This is a genomic window from Vibrio sp. 10N.261.46.A3 (genome assembly GCF_041472995.1).
Lineage (GTDB): Bacteria > Pseudomonadota > Gammaproteobacteria > Enterobacterales > Vibrionaceae > Vibrio > Vibrio coralliirubri.
In genome coordinates this window covers 15,237-31,617 of the sequence record NZ_JBFRRH010000163.1, presented here as the reverse complement: position 1 = coordinate 31,617, position 16,381 = coordinate 15,237, and the positions used below count along the sequence as shown (strand labels likewise).

The 16,381-nt window shown below is 44.1% G+C and carries 13 protein-coding genes and 1 pseudogene; 4 read left to right on the top strand and 10 right to left on the bottom strand.

What is annotated here, in order from left to right:
- The 4 genes and pseudogenes from AB4484_RS25925 to AB4484_RS25910 form a co-directional block, all read left to right on the top strand.
- A pseudogene (locus AB4484_RS25925) lies at nucleotides 1-484 on the top strand (acetyl-CoA C-acyltransferase); the annotation flags it as partial.
- Between the two features lie 130 nt (nucleotides 485-614).
- Nucleotides 615-962 carry a phasin family protein gene (locus AB4484_RS25920; RefSeq protein WP_017062616.1) on the top strand — a complete coding sequence of 116 codons (348 nt, stop codon included), beginning with the start codon at nucleotides 615-617 and terminating at the stop codon, nucleotides 960-962.
- 75 nt (nucleotides 963-1,037) lie between these two features.
- Nucleotides 1,038-2,864 (top strand): class I poly(R)-hydroxyalkanoic acid synthase, encoded by a 1,827-nt coding sequence (phaC, locus tag AB4484_RS25915; RefSeq protein WP_372080967.1) that lies wholly within the window; start codon nucleotides 1,038-1,040, stop codon nucleotides 2,862-2,864.
- Between the two features lie 252 nt (nucleotides 2,865-3,116).
- The gene (locus AB4484_RS25910; RefSeq protein WP_372080966.1) at nucleotides 3,117-4,079 is read left to right on the top strand and encodes a DUF2860 domain-containing protein; all 963 of its coding nucleotides are present in this window, start codon (nucleotides 3,117-3,119) and stop codon (nucleotides 4,077-4,079) included.
- Nucleotides 4,080-4,245: 166 nt separating this feature from the next.
- On the opposite strand, the gene AB4484_RS25905 is transcribed toward AB4484_RS25910, so the two are convergent.
- The 10 genes from AB4484_RS25905 to AB4484_RS25860 form a co-directional block, all read right to left on the bottom strand.
- A complete protein-coding gene (locus tag AB4484_RS25905; RefSeq protein WP_372080965.1) occupies nucleotides 4,246-5,553 on the bottom strand; it encodes a sensor histidine kinase in 1,308 nt (435 codons plus the stop codon).
- A complete protein-coding gene (locus AB4484_RS25900; protein WP_372080964.1) occupies nucleotides 5,550-6,236 on the bottom strand; it encodes a response regulator transcription factor in 687 nt (228 codons plus the stop codon). The genes AB4484_RS25905 and AB4484_RS25900 overlap by 4 nt, the downstream gene beginning before the upstream one ends.
- The gene (locus AB4484_RS25895) at nucleotides 6,226-9,381 is read right to left on the bottom strand and encodes an efflux RND transporter permease subunit (protein WP_372080969.1); all 3,156 of its coding nucleotides are present in this window, start codon (nucleotides 9,379-9,381) and stop codon (nucleotides 6,226-6,228) included. Before AB4484_RS25895 ends, AB4484_RS25900 begins: the two co-directional genes overlap by 11 nt.
- Entirely contained in the window at nucleotides 9,371-10,591 is a 1,221-nt protein-coding gene (locus AB4484_RS25890; RefSeq protein ID WP_372080963.1) for an efflux RND transporter periplasmic adaptor subunit, read from the bottom strand. The genes AB4484_RS25895 and AB4484_RS25890 overlap by 11 nt, the downstream gene beginning before the upstream one ends.
- A gap of 2 nt (nucleotides 10,592-10,593) precedes the next feature.
- Nucleotides 10,594-11,802, bottom strand: a complete 1,209-nt coding sequence (locus tag AB4484_RS25885; protein WP_372080968.1) for a TolC family protein — start codon at nucleotides 11,800-11,802, stop codon at nucleotides 10,594-10,596.
- 435 nt (nucleotides 11,803-12,237) lie between these two features.
- Nucleotides 12,238-12,375 carry a TIGR02808 family protein gene (locus AB4484_RS25880; protein ID WP_017097480.1) on the bottom strand — a complete coding sequence of 46 codons (138 nt, stop codon included), beginning with the start codon at nucleotides 12,373-12,375 and terminating at the stop codon, nucleotides 12,238-12,240.
- An 11-nt stretch (nucleotides 12,376-12,386) separates the two neighbouring features.
- On the bottom strand, nucleotides 12,387-12,968 hold the full coding sequence (locus tag AB4484_RS25875) for a NapC/NirT family cytochrome c (protein ID WP_009845456.1): 582 nt from the start codon (nucleotides 12,966-12,968) through the stop codon (nucleotides 12,387-12,389).
- Between the two features lie 29 nt (nucleotides 12,969-12,997).
- Nucleotides 12,998-13,459 (bottom strand): nitrate reductase cytochrome c-type subunit, encoded by a 462-nt coding sequence (locus AB4484_RS25870; protein ID WP_048615339.1) that lies wholly within the window; start codon nucleotides 13,457-13,459, stop codon nucleotides 12,998-13,000.
- Nucleotides 13,460-13,584: 125 nt separating this feature from the next.
- Nucleotides 13,585-16,074, bottom strand: coding sequence for a periplasmic nitrate reductase subunit alpha (gene napA / locus AB4484_RS25865; RefSeq protein WP_372080962.1), 2,490 nt, complete (start codon nucleotides 16,072-16,074; stop codon nucleotides 13,585-13,587).
- On the bottom strand, nucleotides 16,071-16,376 hold the full coding sequence (locus AB4484_RS25860) for a chaperone NapD (RefSeq protein ID WP_019824440.1): 306 nt from the start codon (nucleotides 16,374-16,376) through the stop codon (nucleotides 16,071-16,073). The genes napA and AB4484_RS25860 overlap by 4 nt, the downstream gene beginning before the upstream one ends.
- Nucleotides 16,377-16,381: the final 5 nt, after the last annotated feature.

Here is a 16,381-nt window from a genome sequence, read left to right as displayed (position 1 = left end):
GGCAGGTAACGCTTCGGGCATCAATGATGGCGCGAGTGCAATCATCTTAGCGTCTGAGTCGGCGGTAGCGAAATATGGTTTAACACCTTTAGTGGAACTGACCAGCTACGCACAGTCAGGTTTGGACCCAAAGATTATGGGGCTAGGACCAGTAGAAGCGGTTTCTAAAGCGCTTGATAAAGCGAATCTCACTCTAGAAGAAGTAGATTTGTTTGAATTGAATGAAGCGTTTGCAGCACAAGCTCTTGGCGTAATGTACCAGTTGTCAGAGCAGCATGACTTACCACTTGATGAGTTCAAGCCAAAGGTCAATGTGAATGGTGGTGCAATCGCACTTGGCCACCCTTTAGGTGCGTCAGGTAATCGAATTATTGTTTCACTCATCCATGAAATGCTTGAACAGAAAACGACTTATGGCGTTGCTTCACTCTGTGTGGGTGGAGGAATGGGAACCGCTGTTTTGCTAAAAGGTATTGAAGGTTAGAGCCTGATATATCGGTAGCAAGCTTAAATATCGGATCAGCTTTTCAAAGCATCGTGAGTTAATCGATGAGCGTTGGCTGAAACGATAGTGACACAAATTTATTAAACTATGTATTCATCAGGAGTTACTTATGTACACGGATATTTTCAAAACAATTACTGACCAAACTGAAAAGCAATTTGAACCGTACTTAAAGTTCAACAAGTTGGTTGCAAAGAACGTCCAAACGATGACAGAACTGCAAATGAATGCAATGCAGACTTACACGAACATGGGTCTTGCGCAAATGAAAGCAGTGACTGAAATCAAAGACGTGACTAGCCTAACGGCGTTCAACAGCCAGCAACTAGCAGCGCTAACTCAATTGTCTCAACAGATGATGAGTGATAGCTCAAAAATGCAAGCTGCTGCAAAAGAGTTCAAAGAAGATGTTGAAACACTAACAACTGAAAACTTGAAAACAGTTACACCTGCATAAATTTAATCGCCATCGAGTTAGCGCAGTATTTACTGTGAGGCTCGGTGGCGATTTTCCGATTATTGGAGTCATGTTATGTTTCAACACTTCTTTTCGGACTACCTTGTTAAACTTCAACAAACGAACCAGCAATGGTGGGAAAGCTTTGAACAAAACAAGGAAGCCGCGCAATCTCCCCTAAACCAAGCGATGCAAGAATTGAACTTTGATGATGCATCAAAAATCTTCGAGCAAGCCGCCAACCAACCCGCCGTTCTGCTTCAGTTACAATCTCAATGGTGGGAACAGCAACTTAAGATCTGGCAGAATGCCGCGCTGATGGGCAACACCGAGAGTGTTATCTCAGAAGACCGCAGCGATAAGCGCTTTATTGATGAAGCGTGGAAAAACGACCCGTTCTACAGCTTTATCAAACAATCCTATTTGTTATTCAGTAAAAGCTATATCGACACCATCAACTCGATAGAAGGTATTGACGAAAAAACCAAAGAGCGAGTGGCGTTCTTTTCTCGTCAGGCAATCAATGCACTTTCTCCAAGCAACTTTATTGCAACGAATCCAGAGTTGATGAAACTGACGCTTGAGCGAAATGGTGAAAACCTTCTCGATGGGTTAGAACAGTTACAAGCAGACGTTGAAGCAAGCGCCGATATACTCAAGATCCGCATGACAAACAACAACGCTTTCCGATTGGGTGTAGATGTTGCGAACACTGAAGGTGATGTTGTCTTTCAAAACGAGCTGTTTGAGCTGATTCAGTATCATCCAAAGACACCGCAGGTTAACGCGACGCCTTTGTTGATCGTTCCGCCGTTCATCAATAAGTACTACATTCTTGACCTTCGTGAGAAGAACTCGATGGTGCGCTGGTTACTTGAGCAAGGACATAGCGTATTCATGATGTCTTGGCGCAACCCAGGTGAAGCGCAGAAAGACACTGAGTTTGGTGATTATGTCACGGAAGGCGTGGTTAAAGCCGTTGCTGCGATTGAAGACATCACAGGTAAAGAGCAAATCAATGCGGCGGGTTACTGTATTGGCGGCACGGTGTTGGCTTCGACGGTAGCTTACTACGCTGCAAAACGCATGAAGAAACGTATTAAAACAGCGACGTTCTTTACCACCTTGTTGGATTTCTCGCAGCCGGGAGAGGTGGGTGCGTATATCAACGAAACGATCATTAATGCGATTGAGAAGCAGAACGATGGCAAGGGCTATATGGATGGTCGCTCGTTGAGTGTGACGTTCAGTTTGCTTCGTGAAAACAGTCTGTACTGGAACTACTACATTGATAACTACCTCAAAGGCAGCAGCCCGATGGAGTTTGATCTTCTGTACTGGAACAGTGACAGCACAAACGTGGCGGCCAAGTGTCATAACTTCTTGCTGCGAGAGCTTTATCTTGAAAACAAACTGGTTCAAGACAAAGGCGTGAAAGTGGGCGGTGTTTGGATTGATCTCAATAAGATAAAAATACCAAGCTACTTCATTTCAGCCAAAGAAGATCATATTGCCTTGTGGCAGGGGACTTACCGTGGTGCCTTGAATACCGGTGGCAACAAGACGTTCGTGCTGGGCGAGTCTGGTCATATTGCGGGTATTGTTAACCATCCAGACAAGAACAAGTACGGATTCTGGCTGAATGATAACCTAGACGACTCGGCGGACGAGTGGCTAACTAATGCGACTCATAATGAGGGGTCTTGGTGGACACATTGGAATCAGTGGTTACAAGGTTTTGAAACTGACGAAAAAATCGAACCTTTCAATCAAGGTTCAGAGCTTAATCCTGTGATAGGCAAAGCACCAGGCAACTATGTAAAACAGGTGCTGCCGATTGTCGATCAAGAGCAGGTTGATAAAGAGAACGTCGATCCAGAAGCTTCAAAAAACCAAGCTTAACTTGCGGCTTGTTCATGGTTGATGCGTCAAGTTGAGCATCAACCTTTACCTCCTAACTATTCTATTTTTTCTAATCTCTTCGTTTAGCAGTACTCCCCCTCGTTTTCGAGACTCAGGACCAACCGCTTTATACTGAACTGTTACTGTTGCATATCCAAGCTGTATGTTTAAGCCAAAAGGGTCTCTTCTATTCACCTCGTATTTACCTTCATATCAGCAAACTATCAGCAACTTTTATAAGGAGAGGTTGCGATGAATTACCGCATGTTATTGCCTATAGGGATTTTGTTTAGTGCAAATGTATTGGCTGAGCTTGATAAACCAGGTTGGGGAGGAGAAGTTGGGCTTTTGGTCGGATTTGGTAGTGAAACAGATGACTCAGACTCTGTTAAAAAAGGCAGTTTGAATAGTAAGGGAGATTCAGAATCGAGCGCACTTGTTGTGCCATTAGGGCAGCTACGTTATACCTTTGGTGCCGATAACGACCAACAGGTGTTTATGGGTACATCGCGTGGCGATATCATCGAAGGCATTCTTGCACTTGAATTTGGTTACACATTGGAATACGGCAACGAATCGAGTGTGTCGTTCTCTTATCTTCCGACTATTGCAAATGGTGAAGTATGGGAAGACCCGTTTATAGCCAATACAGCAAGGACCAAAACCGATATTTCCGGCGATACCTTCCGTTTGCAGCTAGATAATTTCTTAGATATCGGTCTAGCTGGCGATTTTGCTGTCTACAAGCAAGATATTAAAAATGAGAAGTCAGGCTTTCACCTAGGAGTACCAACCAACGTACTTCAGCGTGACGCTAAAGGTTATTATGCAAGTCTCTCTATGGGAATGCCAATTACTGAAACTTCTTTCATCGAGCCCTCTTTCTCTTATCAAAAACACCTTGCAGATGGTGATGCGGTTTCCTTCTCTCGCTATTCTGGCTCGTTGACTTACCTTAAGAGAATTAACGACCATGCATTTTCGGTGAACGCGGATTACAGTTATAGCTCATATGATGCGTCTAACCCTGTCTTTAAAAAAACACGTGAAGATAATGAATATAGCTTAACGCTCGGCTATGAATATATGGACTTTATGGGGTGGGAAAACTGGGGCTTTAACGCGCTAGCCGGGTATTCTAATAATAATTCGAATATCGCGTTCTATGATACGAGTGGATACTTTATGGGCGTTGGCGCGAGCTACCACTTCTAAGCTATTGACAACCGATTTTCGATTATTCAAAGGGCTAGCATGTTTGCTAGCCCTTTTTTGTAACGTAACTGTCACTGCATTTGAATAACGAAGCTTCAAACTCAGGTGACGATGAATGAAAACTATTGGCTTAGCTTCAAACTTAATAGTGAAGAATAATACAAAGCTACGTGTTGGTATTCGATTTGTGAACGACTGGTAAGTGGAGTCTAGCCAGTAAACCTCCTTCTATTTTCTCGGCTTCGAGGTGCCACCCGAGCTTCTTACATATTTTTTCAGTTAAATCCTGCCCAAGGCCAAAGCTATCTTGAAATTGTATATCTAGCACTTGAGTGTTGATATTCTTGATTACTATGCTATTTTGCTCAAAAGATATATAGATCGTGCCGCTATGTGTGTATTGGAAAGCATTACGAATGAGGTTACCAACTACAATTCGAATCGGTGTTTCAGGAAGTTGAGCTGTGGGGGCGAGAGCGTAGTCACGAATGATATCGATGTCTTCCCCCTGAATTAAATATTCTAACTCTTCTATTAAGTTATTCAATAAATCGACCACTGACACTGGGCTCTGATTTGGTGGTGTATCACTCTTTCTGGCTAGCCAGAGCATGGTTTCAGTAATTTGTTGCATGTTGATACTTGCTCGGTCGATACGGCCTATTGGGCGTTGTAATTCAGAGGGTAGGGAGACGCGTTCCAATATTTCCATATTCGCTCTAATGATCGCAATAGGTGTCCTTAGTTCGTGGCTAGCATGAGATAGAAAACGCTGTTCTCTTTCTACCAATTGTGCGTTTTTACGCAGTGCTTTTTCTAGATAAAGAGCGACTCGGTTATATTCACTGAATTTGAAGTTGGGAGCTGGGTTAGCCAATAAATCGTTTGAAACACTCTCCGACCATTCGACCAGTTTTTCGGTTTTTTTTCCGACTCGATAGCTATACAACCAAAGTGCTATGACAATAAAAAATATGTACCCGCACGCAATGTAAACAATCAAGCTAAAGCGGTGATCAATCCAAATATCCATTGTCTGTCCAATCAATCGGTAGTCGTACTTCGCAATTCCGTATACCGCTTGGCCGCTATCGAGAGTAAAGCGATAAATACCTACGACCGCTTCTTTCTTGATGTCGCTAGTTACTGTTTCATCGACAAAAACGACTGTGAACTCATTGTCTGTAAGTGTTATCCCTTGAAATATATTAACACCATCTATTTGAACATCAGGTAGTTGGTCATAATAAAATGAAACTACATAGGAATTTGGCAATTCAGCATCAGGGTTTGAAGTCCGTGCTTCGTTATAATTCAACCATTCACTGACCAATCGCATTTTGACGGAGTCTTCTAAGCCATATTCGAAGTGACGGATTAACAGTTCACCAAACAAAACGACCGTGAGTAGTGATATTCCCATGAAAAAAGAGGTTAAATGGCTTCGAATCGGGAAGCTCTTTTTTATACTCATGATTGCCCTTTTATTCTAATTCCTTGGCCAACCAAGGTTTCGATCAACTTAGTTTCAAACGGCTTATCAATTTTTTGCCTTAGTTGATAAACCTGGACTTTGAGGTTGTTACTTTCTGGCGCATCATTTGGCCATAAGCACTCCTCAATCTCTCTTTTGCTGACTACATTTGGACTACGTCTCATAAGCAGCTCTAACAATATTAAATTTAATCTGTTTAGATCTAATGTTTGGCCTGACCTAGAGACTTTTTGGTTTTTAAGGTCATAAGTTAAGTCTCCTTGTATCAGTTTTTTAGGCTGACTACTTCTGCGCTTGGAGAGTGCTTTGATGCGTAAAGCGAGTTCTTTCATTGCGAACGGTTTGATCAAGTAATCATCGGTGCCTGCATTGAATCCCGCTTCTTTGTCTTGCAGTGTATCTTTTGCTGTTAGCATCAAAATAGGCGTGTCGTCCCCGTTATCTCGAAGTCTTTCACAGACTGTAAAGCCATCAATTTTAGGTAACATAAGATCGAGGAGGATGACGTCGTAATGATTTTGTTTGGCGAGTGTAAACCCGCTCAACCCGTTATAGGCATGATCGCATTGGATATCTTCAAATTCGAGAAACTCGGCAACCGAAGCTGCGAGCTCCTTGTCATCTTCAACCAGTAACACATTGATAGATAAATTAGATTTCATTCTTGTTGACCTCAATAAATGAAGCTGAGCGTTGGGTGATGATGTTGTGATACAGCTGCTTGATGTCTTCTTGAACCATTAGTAAAACAGGCACTAAGATAAGTGTAATAACGGTTGCGAATAATATCCCATACCCCATCGATGTAGCTGCTGGTATCAAAAACTGAGCTTGAGGCGAGGTTTCTGATAATAATGGCACTAACCCAAAGTACGTGGTCGCAGAAGTCAAAACAATTGCTCTTAAACGTCCTGTTCCTGATTCTATTAACGCTTCGTATACTGTGTCACCGCTTGTTATCTTGGTATTAAATCGGGAAATCAGCAGCAGACTGTCATTCACGACAACCCCAGTTAATGCAAGCATTCCAAATAGAGAAAGTACACTAATGGGGATCCCTTGAATTAGATGTCCCATCAAGGCTCCCACAATACCAAATGGAATCGTGCACATGATCAACAGAGGCTGAAAATATGAGTTGAGTGGTATCGCGAGCAACGCGTAGATGCCGATAAGAGCGATAGCAAATACGCTATAAAGTGAATTTGATATTTGTTCTTGCTCTTGCTGTTGCCCTGAAAGGACAATGTTGAGATCTCGATACTTTTTCTGTAACTCTTTAAACAGGTGCCCGTCGAGATTATTAATGATGTCCTCCGGAGAGGCGATTGTTTTATCAACATCGGCTGTTATCACATTGACTCTGTTGCGGTTGATTCGTTCAATGTTTTTCGACACATATCGAGTGGAGATATTGGCCACCGCATTGAGTGGGACCAACTTGCCATTGCCTAAACGAACTTGAGCGTATTTCAGGTTATCCAGCGTTTGCCTTTTTGAGTGTGGATATTGAATTTTGACCTTTATTTCATGCGAACCCTGTTGATATTGCTGAATTTCATAACCTTGATAGGCCATGTTGAGCTGTTGTAGGAGGTTTGCTGTAGTGAGTCCCATCGCGAGCCCCGACTCGTTTACGCTAATATCCACTTGAGCTTGCGTATTCGCGAGGCTGCTTTTTATCCCATGTACACCTTGTACATGACTGAGATGTTCAGTCAGTTCGTGAGTCGCGTTACTTATTGTTGTTTCATTTTGGCTTCTTAATTCTATGCTGATTGCTTTGTCGCTGATCATGTCAGCTAGGAAATTGGCACTGTCGATTCCTTCAAGTAACGGAATCACAGATTGCCACTCTTTCGCGATAGCACCTGCACTAATGGGACGTTGAGCGTTACCCGATAGGCCAACAATGATTTGTGAACTGCTATTGGTGGTTTCTACCAAAACACTTTGGATCGGTGCTACAGACAGCCCATATTGGCTCATCAGTGAATCATTCAATGAAGCGGCCATTTGTTCGACTTTAAGTGTTTGACGTTGCACTAACCCGTAGCCAGCATCCTCTTCGAAGGCGAGCTCTATGGTGATGAAGTTGTTCGAAATCTCGGGAAAAAATACGGACTTAAGCTTACCAGTTATTAGAGAGCCGCTAATCAGAATACACAGGGAGACAAAGCCACAAATTACAGCATAGCGATAACGTAAAACCAGCTGCAAACAGGGCTTATATATATGCCAAGTGATGTACTTGAAACCACGTAGAATACGCTGCTGAACATAATGCCATACGGCGGGAATACCACGTGCAGAACCCGGTTCCATTTTGACTCGAGCAAGGTGAGCGGGGAGAATTAATTTGGACTCAATGAGAGAGAAAATCAGGCAGAAAGTCGCGGCCATGGCAAATTGTGCAAAGATCTTTCCGAGTTCCCCTTCGACTAAACTGAGAGACATAAAAGCGACAATGGTCGTCAGCACACCAAATGTAGTCGGCGTCGCCACTTTTTGCGCGCCAGCGATGGTTGATTCAACAGAAGCTCCGTGTTTCTCTCTTTGCTCGTAAATACTCTCTCCGATGACAACTGCATCATCAACCACAATACCGAGTGCCATGATGAAACCAAAGGTGGTTAATTCATTAAGGGTGAGCCCAAAGAAAGAATCACCCATAAGTACCATTGCACCAGCAAAAGTCACGGGCAGGCCAACGGCAACCCAGAAAGCAACGCGTATGTTTAAAAGTAGAGCCAGTAAAATAACAACGAGGGCAATACCTTGAGCGCTGTTTTTAAGTAGCAAAGACAAACGATGCGTAATAGGCTCACTTTGATCATTCCATTGTGTGAGGTTTATACCGCTCGGCAGTGTTAACTGGTAAGCATCAACAATTGACCTGGTTTCTTGTGCAAGCAGGTTTATGTTTGATTGACCGTACATTTTCACCGTTAAGCCCACAGATGGTTGGCCGTTGTAACGAGTAATGCTACCGTCGTCATCAAACCCTAGTTCAACGTGTGCAACGTCGGACAATAGTATGGTTTGTCCTCCGGCGGTTCGCTTAATTGGCAAGCTAGCTAACTCTGTCGCACTGCGGTGCTGTTGGTCGGTTTTGAGAACTAACGTTCCCTGAGAACCTTTAAGCTCACCGGCGGTTTGAGTTAACGATTCCGCCCGAATTTGGCTGACGATGTGGTCCATAGTGAGATTGAAAGCTTGTAACTTGGCCTCATCAACTTCGATCGATACCTGCTGAGTCTTTCGTCCAATATAGTCAACTTTCTGTATTAAAGGCGAGTCTAAAAGTTTGTTTCGCAATTCGTCTAAATAACTCTGTAATGCATCGATAGGTACATCACCAAACAGGTTAATAGATATCACATCTTCAAGGTCGGCTTGCCGTGTGATGACTGGCTTTTTAGCTTCACTTGGCAAGTCACCAATCGCATCAACCTCACTTTTTACATCTTGCTGTAGCTTTTCGAGTGAATAGCCACTCGACTTAGTTATGGTGACCGTTACGCCGTCACTATCAGAGCTGCTGGCTATCTGTTTGATGCCATCCACACCTTGCACTGCATCTTCAATCTTTATCGCAATACTTTCTTCAGCTGAACGGGCTGAACCACTCTGATATTCGACACTGACCGTAATACTGGTCGGAGGCAGTGATGGAAAGCTCTCTACCCGCGATTGGATAGCAGCAAAACCACCAGCCACCAAGATCAGAACCATTAATAGATTTGCGGCAACAGGGTTATGAACAAACCAAGCGATGACACCTTGAGCCTTTTGGTTATTGTCCATCATTCACCTCTTGGAGTGACATATTTCCAATAACACCAAGTGAGTTACTATTATTTGATGCAAGTTTTCCCTGCAAAGTATCTTGAGGGCTATCTGAGAGTGCTAATACGTTCATCCCTGCCACGTAGTTAGACAAGGGCTTTAAAACCAGATCGATTTGTTTATCGAGGTTGTCTCGTTCAAAGCCGATTGCATCGACATCTCGAAACAGTGTTTGAGTCTTATGCTTATGAAGTACTCCTTCTTTGACATACCAAATATTGCCGTCCGCAGTGATGGAGGAGGAGGACACCATAAAGCTATTAGAATAGGTTTTACCTTGAATCGTGACTCGCACAAAACTCCCAAGCAGCAAAGGCTTTGGCTGTTCAAGAGGGGCGTTGATTTTTAGTATGAGATTTCTCATGCGTGTTGATTGATCAACGAGCAATGAAAGGCTGCTGGCTTGTGCCACCCATTGCTCTCTAGGATGTGATTCGGACTGTAGGATTACCGACAGTGTGCTTAGCTTGGTTGGGAGTTGTTGCCAATCATCTTCAGTGAGCGCTAGATGCACTTCAGCGGTTTCAATTGACTTGATTTGGCCTAATAAAGTTCCAGACTCTACGACACTGCCTGTGGTGACGCTGCTTTGGCTGACAATGCCGTCAAATGGGGCATGGACACTAGTCTTGGCAAGTTGCTGTTTTGCGTCTTCAACGGCTTGTTGTGTGGCATTTAACTGTGCCTTTGCTGCTTTAAACTGTGGTTCTCGCAGAGCTAAAGGGCTTGGCGCTTCTGCCATACCTGAGGCTTTCCACTCTTTTTGTGCACGTTGATGCTTGCGTTGTTCTTGAAGAAACGCAAGCTGTGCGTTGGCAAGGTCTTTTTTCGCGTTAGCGAGTAGTACTTTGTAACTTGAATCGTCAATGCGAAGTAGAAGATCGCCTTTAGATACTTGTTCGCCCAATTTGAAATAGTTCTCTTTCCAAAGCACCACACCCGATACCTGACTCGTGAGTGTTAAAGTTTCTTCTGGGATAACCTCTCCATAACCTTCAATGGTGGAGTGGTGTTGGCCTGCGGTAATGTCGATCGTTGTGACATTAATATACTGGCTAGACTGGGCTTCCAATGCCTGCGCGGTTTCTTCGGGGATTGCCTTCATGACGTACATTGCGGTTGCCACCACACTGAGTAAACCTAGAACCGTAACAAGTGCTTCTTTCATGTTTAAACCCCCATCCCTAATGCTAACCCTAAGGTAATTCTGTTTGAGAGCCGAGTACGCTGAGTATCAAGCAATTGAATTTTAGATTGGTAGATAGATTGTTGGGCGATAAGTAGTGCCAACACGTCACTGGCACCTTCTTGATAGAGATTCTGATAGTTTTTCATACTAGCCTTGGAGAATGTAAAAGCATCTCGATAATGCTGTTCTTGTTGTTTGAGGTAGAACTCTTTGTCTAGTGCATTTCCTACCTCACTGATGGCAATCAATAGTTTCTTTTGGTAGTCGACAAAGCTTTCTTCTGCTTGAAGTTGAGCGATTTTGGCTTGGGTCTGTAGGGATGATTGGTCAAAAATAGGTGCGCTGATCCCCCCGATAAGATTCCATAGTGAAGGGTTGTCGATAAGCTGGCTTGGTGATGTACCGCTACGATAAACTGAGGCTGAGAACGTGAACTTAGGCAGCAGATCTTTGTAAGCCATCGCTGCGCTTTTGTCGGCAGCGAGGACTTGTTGGTAAGCGGCAAGGAGGTCAGGGCGTGAACCAATCATTTCTCCAGGGAGACGTAATGGTGGAGCTTCGACTTCTGGGATCGTGAAAATGGTTTGGTTAAGCTGCGCGTCGCTCTTTCCTCGCAAGGTATTAAGGCCTCTGATTGCAATAAGTTGATCTTGTTCTTTGGCGGCCAAACTTGCCCTCACTCTAGATGTTGCAGCTCGTGCTGTGTCGAGGTCTGCTTGTTCTTTAAACCCATCGAGCACTTGCTCAAGTACAATGTCTTCAGTATTTGAAAGGCTTTGTAACCAGTGTTGCTCGACTCTTATCACTCGCGCTCGGTAAGCGATATCAAGCCAAGCCTCTATTACGCGAGCTGCAAGTGAGTTTTGTGCGTAAACATAATCGAGTTGCGTTGCCTGTTGTTTCGCGTTAGCAGCGCTTGCTGCATCGGCTAAGCGTCCCCAAACGTCAAACTCCCAGCTTAGATCCAGAGACAGTTTGTGATTGTTCTCAATCTGATTCGTTTTTTGTCTAGAAGCCTGGAAACCTGTACTTAATGTCGGTTGAAGGTACTGGTCGCTTTGCTTGGCTAATAGTTCGGCTTGTTGTAATCGAAGCGCTGTTTTATGTAGGTCGTGGTTATTGCTTAGAGCCTCTTTGACCAACTCGTCGAGAGCTTGATTGTTGAATAGCGAGAGCAATTGTGTCGACATTGTCGTGTTGACGTATCGTTGAGTGCTTCCCCATTGTTCGGGAATCTCAATCGTGTTGTCTAAACTGGCTTGTGGTGCTGGCGATGAAGAAGCGCAGCCAGTGAGCGAGGTAAGACTACCCAATAGAAATAGCGTGGTTAGGGGATGATTTGTGGTCATGGTGTCTCACTCCAAGGTATTTATCTGTAGATATACCTAACCCCAAGTAAATTGGAGGTGAAATGAGAGAACTGCTCAAACTGGAAGTGGTTCTGAAGAGCTAGTAGAGCAACTAGAGAGGGTAGAGTTGTTAAGATAGCGCCGGAACGGCGGATGTTTTGGCAAGGGATTGTTTACGGAAAAGTTATAGACAATAAAAAAGCCACTGAATTCAGTGGCTTTTTAGTGTCAACTTATCTCAAAAATAACTGGTATAAGTTGAAGCAATTTCGATTTCTAATCGATTTCTTTGTCTTTACCCATAGATAAAATCCAAAGAGATACGGCTGCAACACCTGCGAAGCCACCAAGAATGATAACTGGCATAGCGCTGTAACCTAGGATATGCCAAATTACGTTCTCTAAAGTACTCATTCAATAGTTCCTTATTGCCAGCCTTCAACGCCGTGCATGTCTGGTAGTTTATGTGCGATACCTTTGTGGCAATCTACACACGTTTTTTCGCCAGAAGCCAGTGCTGTCGAGTGCTGTTTAGCACTACGTGGGCTTTGTTCAGAGAAATCCATGTAATCGAACTGGTGACAGTTACGACACTCAAGTGAATCGTTCTTTTTCAATCGAGCCCATTCGCGTTCCGCTAGGTGAGCACGACGTGCTTTGAACTTTTCTTCAGTATTGATGGTTTTCGCAATGAAGTGTGCATACAGTTCTTTAGATGCTTGAACCTTACGAACAATCTTATCTGTCCATTCATGAGGTACGTGACAGTCTGAACAGATAGCACGAACACCAGAGCGGTTAGAGTAGTGGATTGTTTCTTGGATTTCAGCAACGATAGGTGCGTGACAGCCAGAACAGAATTCTTCCGTGTTGGTTGCCTCCATACCCGTGTTGAATGCACCCCAGAACAGAAGACCACCAGAGAATCCCAAAAATAATACAACGCCTACCGCTGCTTTACTTGGGGTCGCTAGTCTTTTCCAAAACGCTTTAAGTAATTTTATCATATATAGCCTCTCTTACAGTCCGGCTACGATTAACGCAGTGAATCTACAGGTTTGAACTCGTTCTCAACTAGTGCCTTAGCATTAGCTTGAGGTACGTGACACTGTAGACAGAAGTAACGACGAGGTGATACATCTGCAAGTACCGCATCTTCACGGTTCATGTAGTGAGTTACACTCACTTTAGTAGCACCCATTTCTTTCGCGTTTTTCCAGCTGTGGCAAGAAAGACACTTGTTAGCGTTAAGAGAAACTTCATAGCTACGAATAGTATGAGGCACTAGAGGTGGTTGGTATACGTAGTCACTCTCAAGTACTTGGTCACGAGGGAACTTTTTGAAGTCATCTGCTGCGCGAGTTGCTTCAAGTTCACTTGCACCACGTAGAGATTCTACGCCACCAATGCCGCCTGGGTTATCCAGCTCAGCTTCAGCTTGAACTGCACCAGCTAGCAAAAGACCAGCTGATAGTAGGGCAGTAATCAGTTTTTTCATGGTTAATTTCTCCGCCTAAAGGCTAATTCTTTGAGTGGACTACTTCTTTCAGAAAGTAACGAAAAAAGTAGTCGCAATATTAAATACGTCAGATCTACGAGCTAAGTGGTAAGAACATATTGTCCTTAAGCGACCTTAGTGATCTTAACTGGACACTTCTTGTAATCCGTCTGTTTAGACAGAGGATCCGTTGCATCCAAGATCAACTTGTTGATCAGAATTCTTGCATCAAAGAATGGTACGAATACCAAGCCTTGTGGTGGACGGTTACGACCACGAGTTTCAACACGAACGCGTACTTCGCCACGTTTGTTTTCGATAAGAACTTCATCACCACGGCGAAGACCACGAGCTTTAGCATCCGCAGGGTGGATGTAACAAAGTGCATCCGGTACTGCTTTGTAAAGTTCTGGTACACGACGAGTCATAGTACCTGTGTGCCAGTGCTCAAGAACACGACCTGTACATAGCCACATATCGTATTCATCGTTTGGTACTTCAGGTGGCGCTTCGTATGGTGCATTGATGATCAGTGCTTTACCATCTGGCTTGCCGTAGAAGTCCCAATCAGAACCTTTCTTAGCGTATGGATCTGAACCTTCTTTAAAGCGCCATAGTGTTTCTTTACCGTCAACAACAGGCCAACGTAGACCACGAACTTGGTGGTAGCGATCGTATGGTGCTAAATCGTGACCGTGGCCGCGACCAAAGGCTGCGTATTCTTCGAATAGACCTTTTTGAACGTAGAAACCTTGAGCTTGTGCATCGTCGTTAAGCTCTTGAGCTTCAGACAGTGGGAATGCATCAACATTGCCGTTTTTGTAAAGCACGTCGTACATGGTTTTGCCACGGTACTCAGGCATTTTCGCAACCAGTTCTTCACCCCAAACTTCTTCAATAGTGAAGCGCTTAGAGAACTCCATGATTTGCCATAGGTCAGATTTAGCTTCACCTACAGTTTTCACTTGTTGGTACCATGCTTGTGTACGACGCTCTGCGTTACCGTAAGCACCTTCTTTTTCGATCCACATTGCTGTTGGAAGGATAAGGTCTGCTGCTTGTGCAGTAGCGGTAGGGTATGGGTCTGAAACAACAATGAAGTTATCTGGGTTACGGTAACCTGGCAGACGTTCAGTGTTGATGTTTGGACCCGCTTGCATGTTGTTGTTACACATTACCCAGTAAGCGTTGATCTTACCGTCTTTAAGCATACGGTCTTGAACAACGGCGTGAGCACCTGGCTTGCCATTTAGAGTGCCTTCTGGAAGTTTCCAGATGTCTTCTGCAATCTTACGGTGTTTAGGGTTAGCAACAACCATATCTGCCGGTAGACGGTGAGAGAACGTACCAACTTCACGAGCTGTACCACACGCAGATGGTTGGCCAGTTAGTGAGAATGGGCTGTTACCTGGAGTAGAAATCTTACCTGTCAGAAGGTGGATGTTATACACAAGGCTGTTCATCCATACGCCACGAGTATGTTGGTTCATACCCATAGTCCAAAGTGACATTACTTTGATGTTTGGATCGGCATATTGCTTAGCCAGCTTGATAAGGTCTTCTTGAGATACACCTGACATTTCAGACGCTTTCTCAACTGTGTATTCAGCAACAGACGCTTTGTAGTCTTCGAAAGAGATAGCAGTCATTTCACCTGAGTTAGGGTTTGCTGCTGCTTTCTGTAGTGGATCATCGTCACGAAGGCCGTAACCGATGTCTGTCGTTGCTTGCTTGAAGTTCGTGTGTTTGTTCACGAAGTCCCAGTTAACTGCATCGTTTTGAATGATGTAGTTAGCAATGAAGTTAGCAATTGCTAGATCTGATTGAGGTTCGAAGATGTAACCCGTGTCTGCAAGCTCGAAAGAACGGTGGTAGTAAGTAGACAGTACGTTTACTTTAACGTGTGGGTGGCTTAGACGACGGTCTGTAATACGAGTCCATAGTACTGGGTGCATTTCTGCCATGTTTGAACCCCACAGTACGAATGCGTCTGCATGTTCAAAGTCATCGTAACAACCCATTGGTTCATCGATACCGAAAGTACGCATGAATGCGCCTACCGCTGAAGCCATACAGTGACGAGCGTTTGGATCGATGTTGTTTGAACGGAAACCCGCTTTCATCATCTTAACGGCTGCGTAGCCTTCCATCACTGTCCACTGGCCTGAACCGAACATACCAACACCTGTTGGACCGTTCTTCTTAAGAGATGCTTTCCATTTCTCAGCCATTACGTCGAACGCTTTGTCCCAAGATATGGGTGCGAAATCACCATCTTTATGGAACTCACCGTCTTTCATACGAAGTAGAGGAGTCTCAAGACGGTCTTTACCGTACATGATTTTTGAAAGGAAGTAGCCTTTGATACAGTTAAGGCCTTTGTTTACCGGTGCTTCTGGGTCGCCTTGAGTCGCAACCACTTTACCATTTTGAGTACCTACTAGTACCGAACAGCCCGTACCACAAAAACGACAAGGCGCTTTATCCCACGTGATTTTTGTTTGATCAGAGCTAGCAATCAGGTTGGTTGCTGTTGCCGGTAGAGTTACACCTGCAACGGCTGCCGCTGATGCAGCTGCGTTTGCTTTCACAAACGCACGTCTTGTCATTTTCATACTTCACCCTCAAGTTGAGAATTGTTGCTTCCAGTTTCTAAATCCGTTTCGTCCAGTCCAGTTTCGATTTGGTGATAAACCAAAGCTGTCCCTAAAACGTTCGTAATATTATTAATTTCTTCGATGGTATCCGTTACAAAACCTTGGTTTTCGGTTTCTAGGACCACTATGATTTTGCCTTCAGGGCTACTGCCGTAAATCTCTGCATTATCGAACTGTTCGATTTGTGCTTTGATCTCGTCTAGATGCTCTGGGCTCACATGCACGACTAAACTTGATATATGCACTTCATTTAGTGCCATAAATT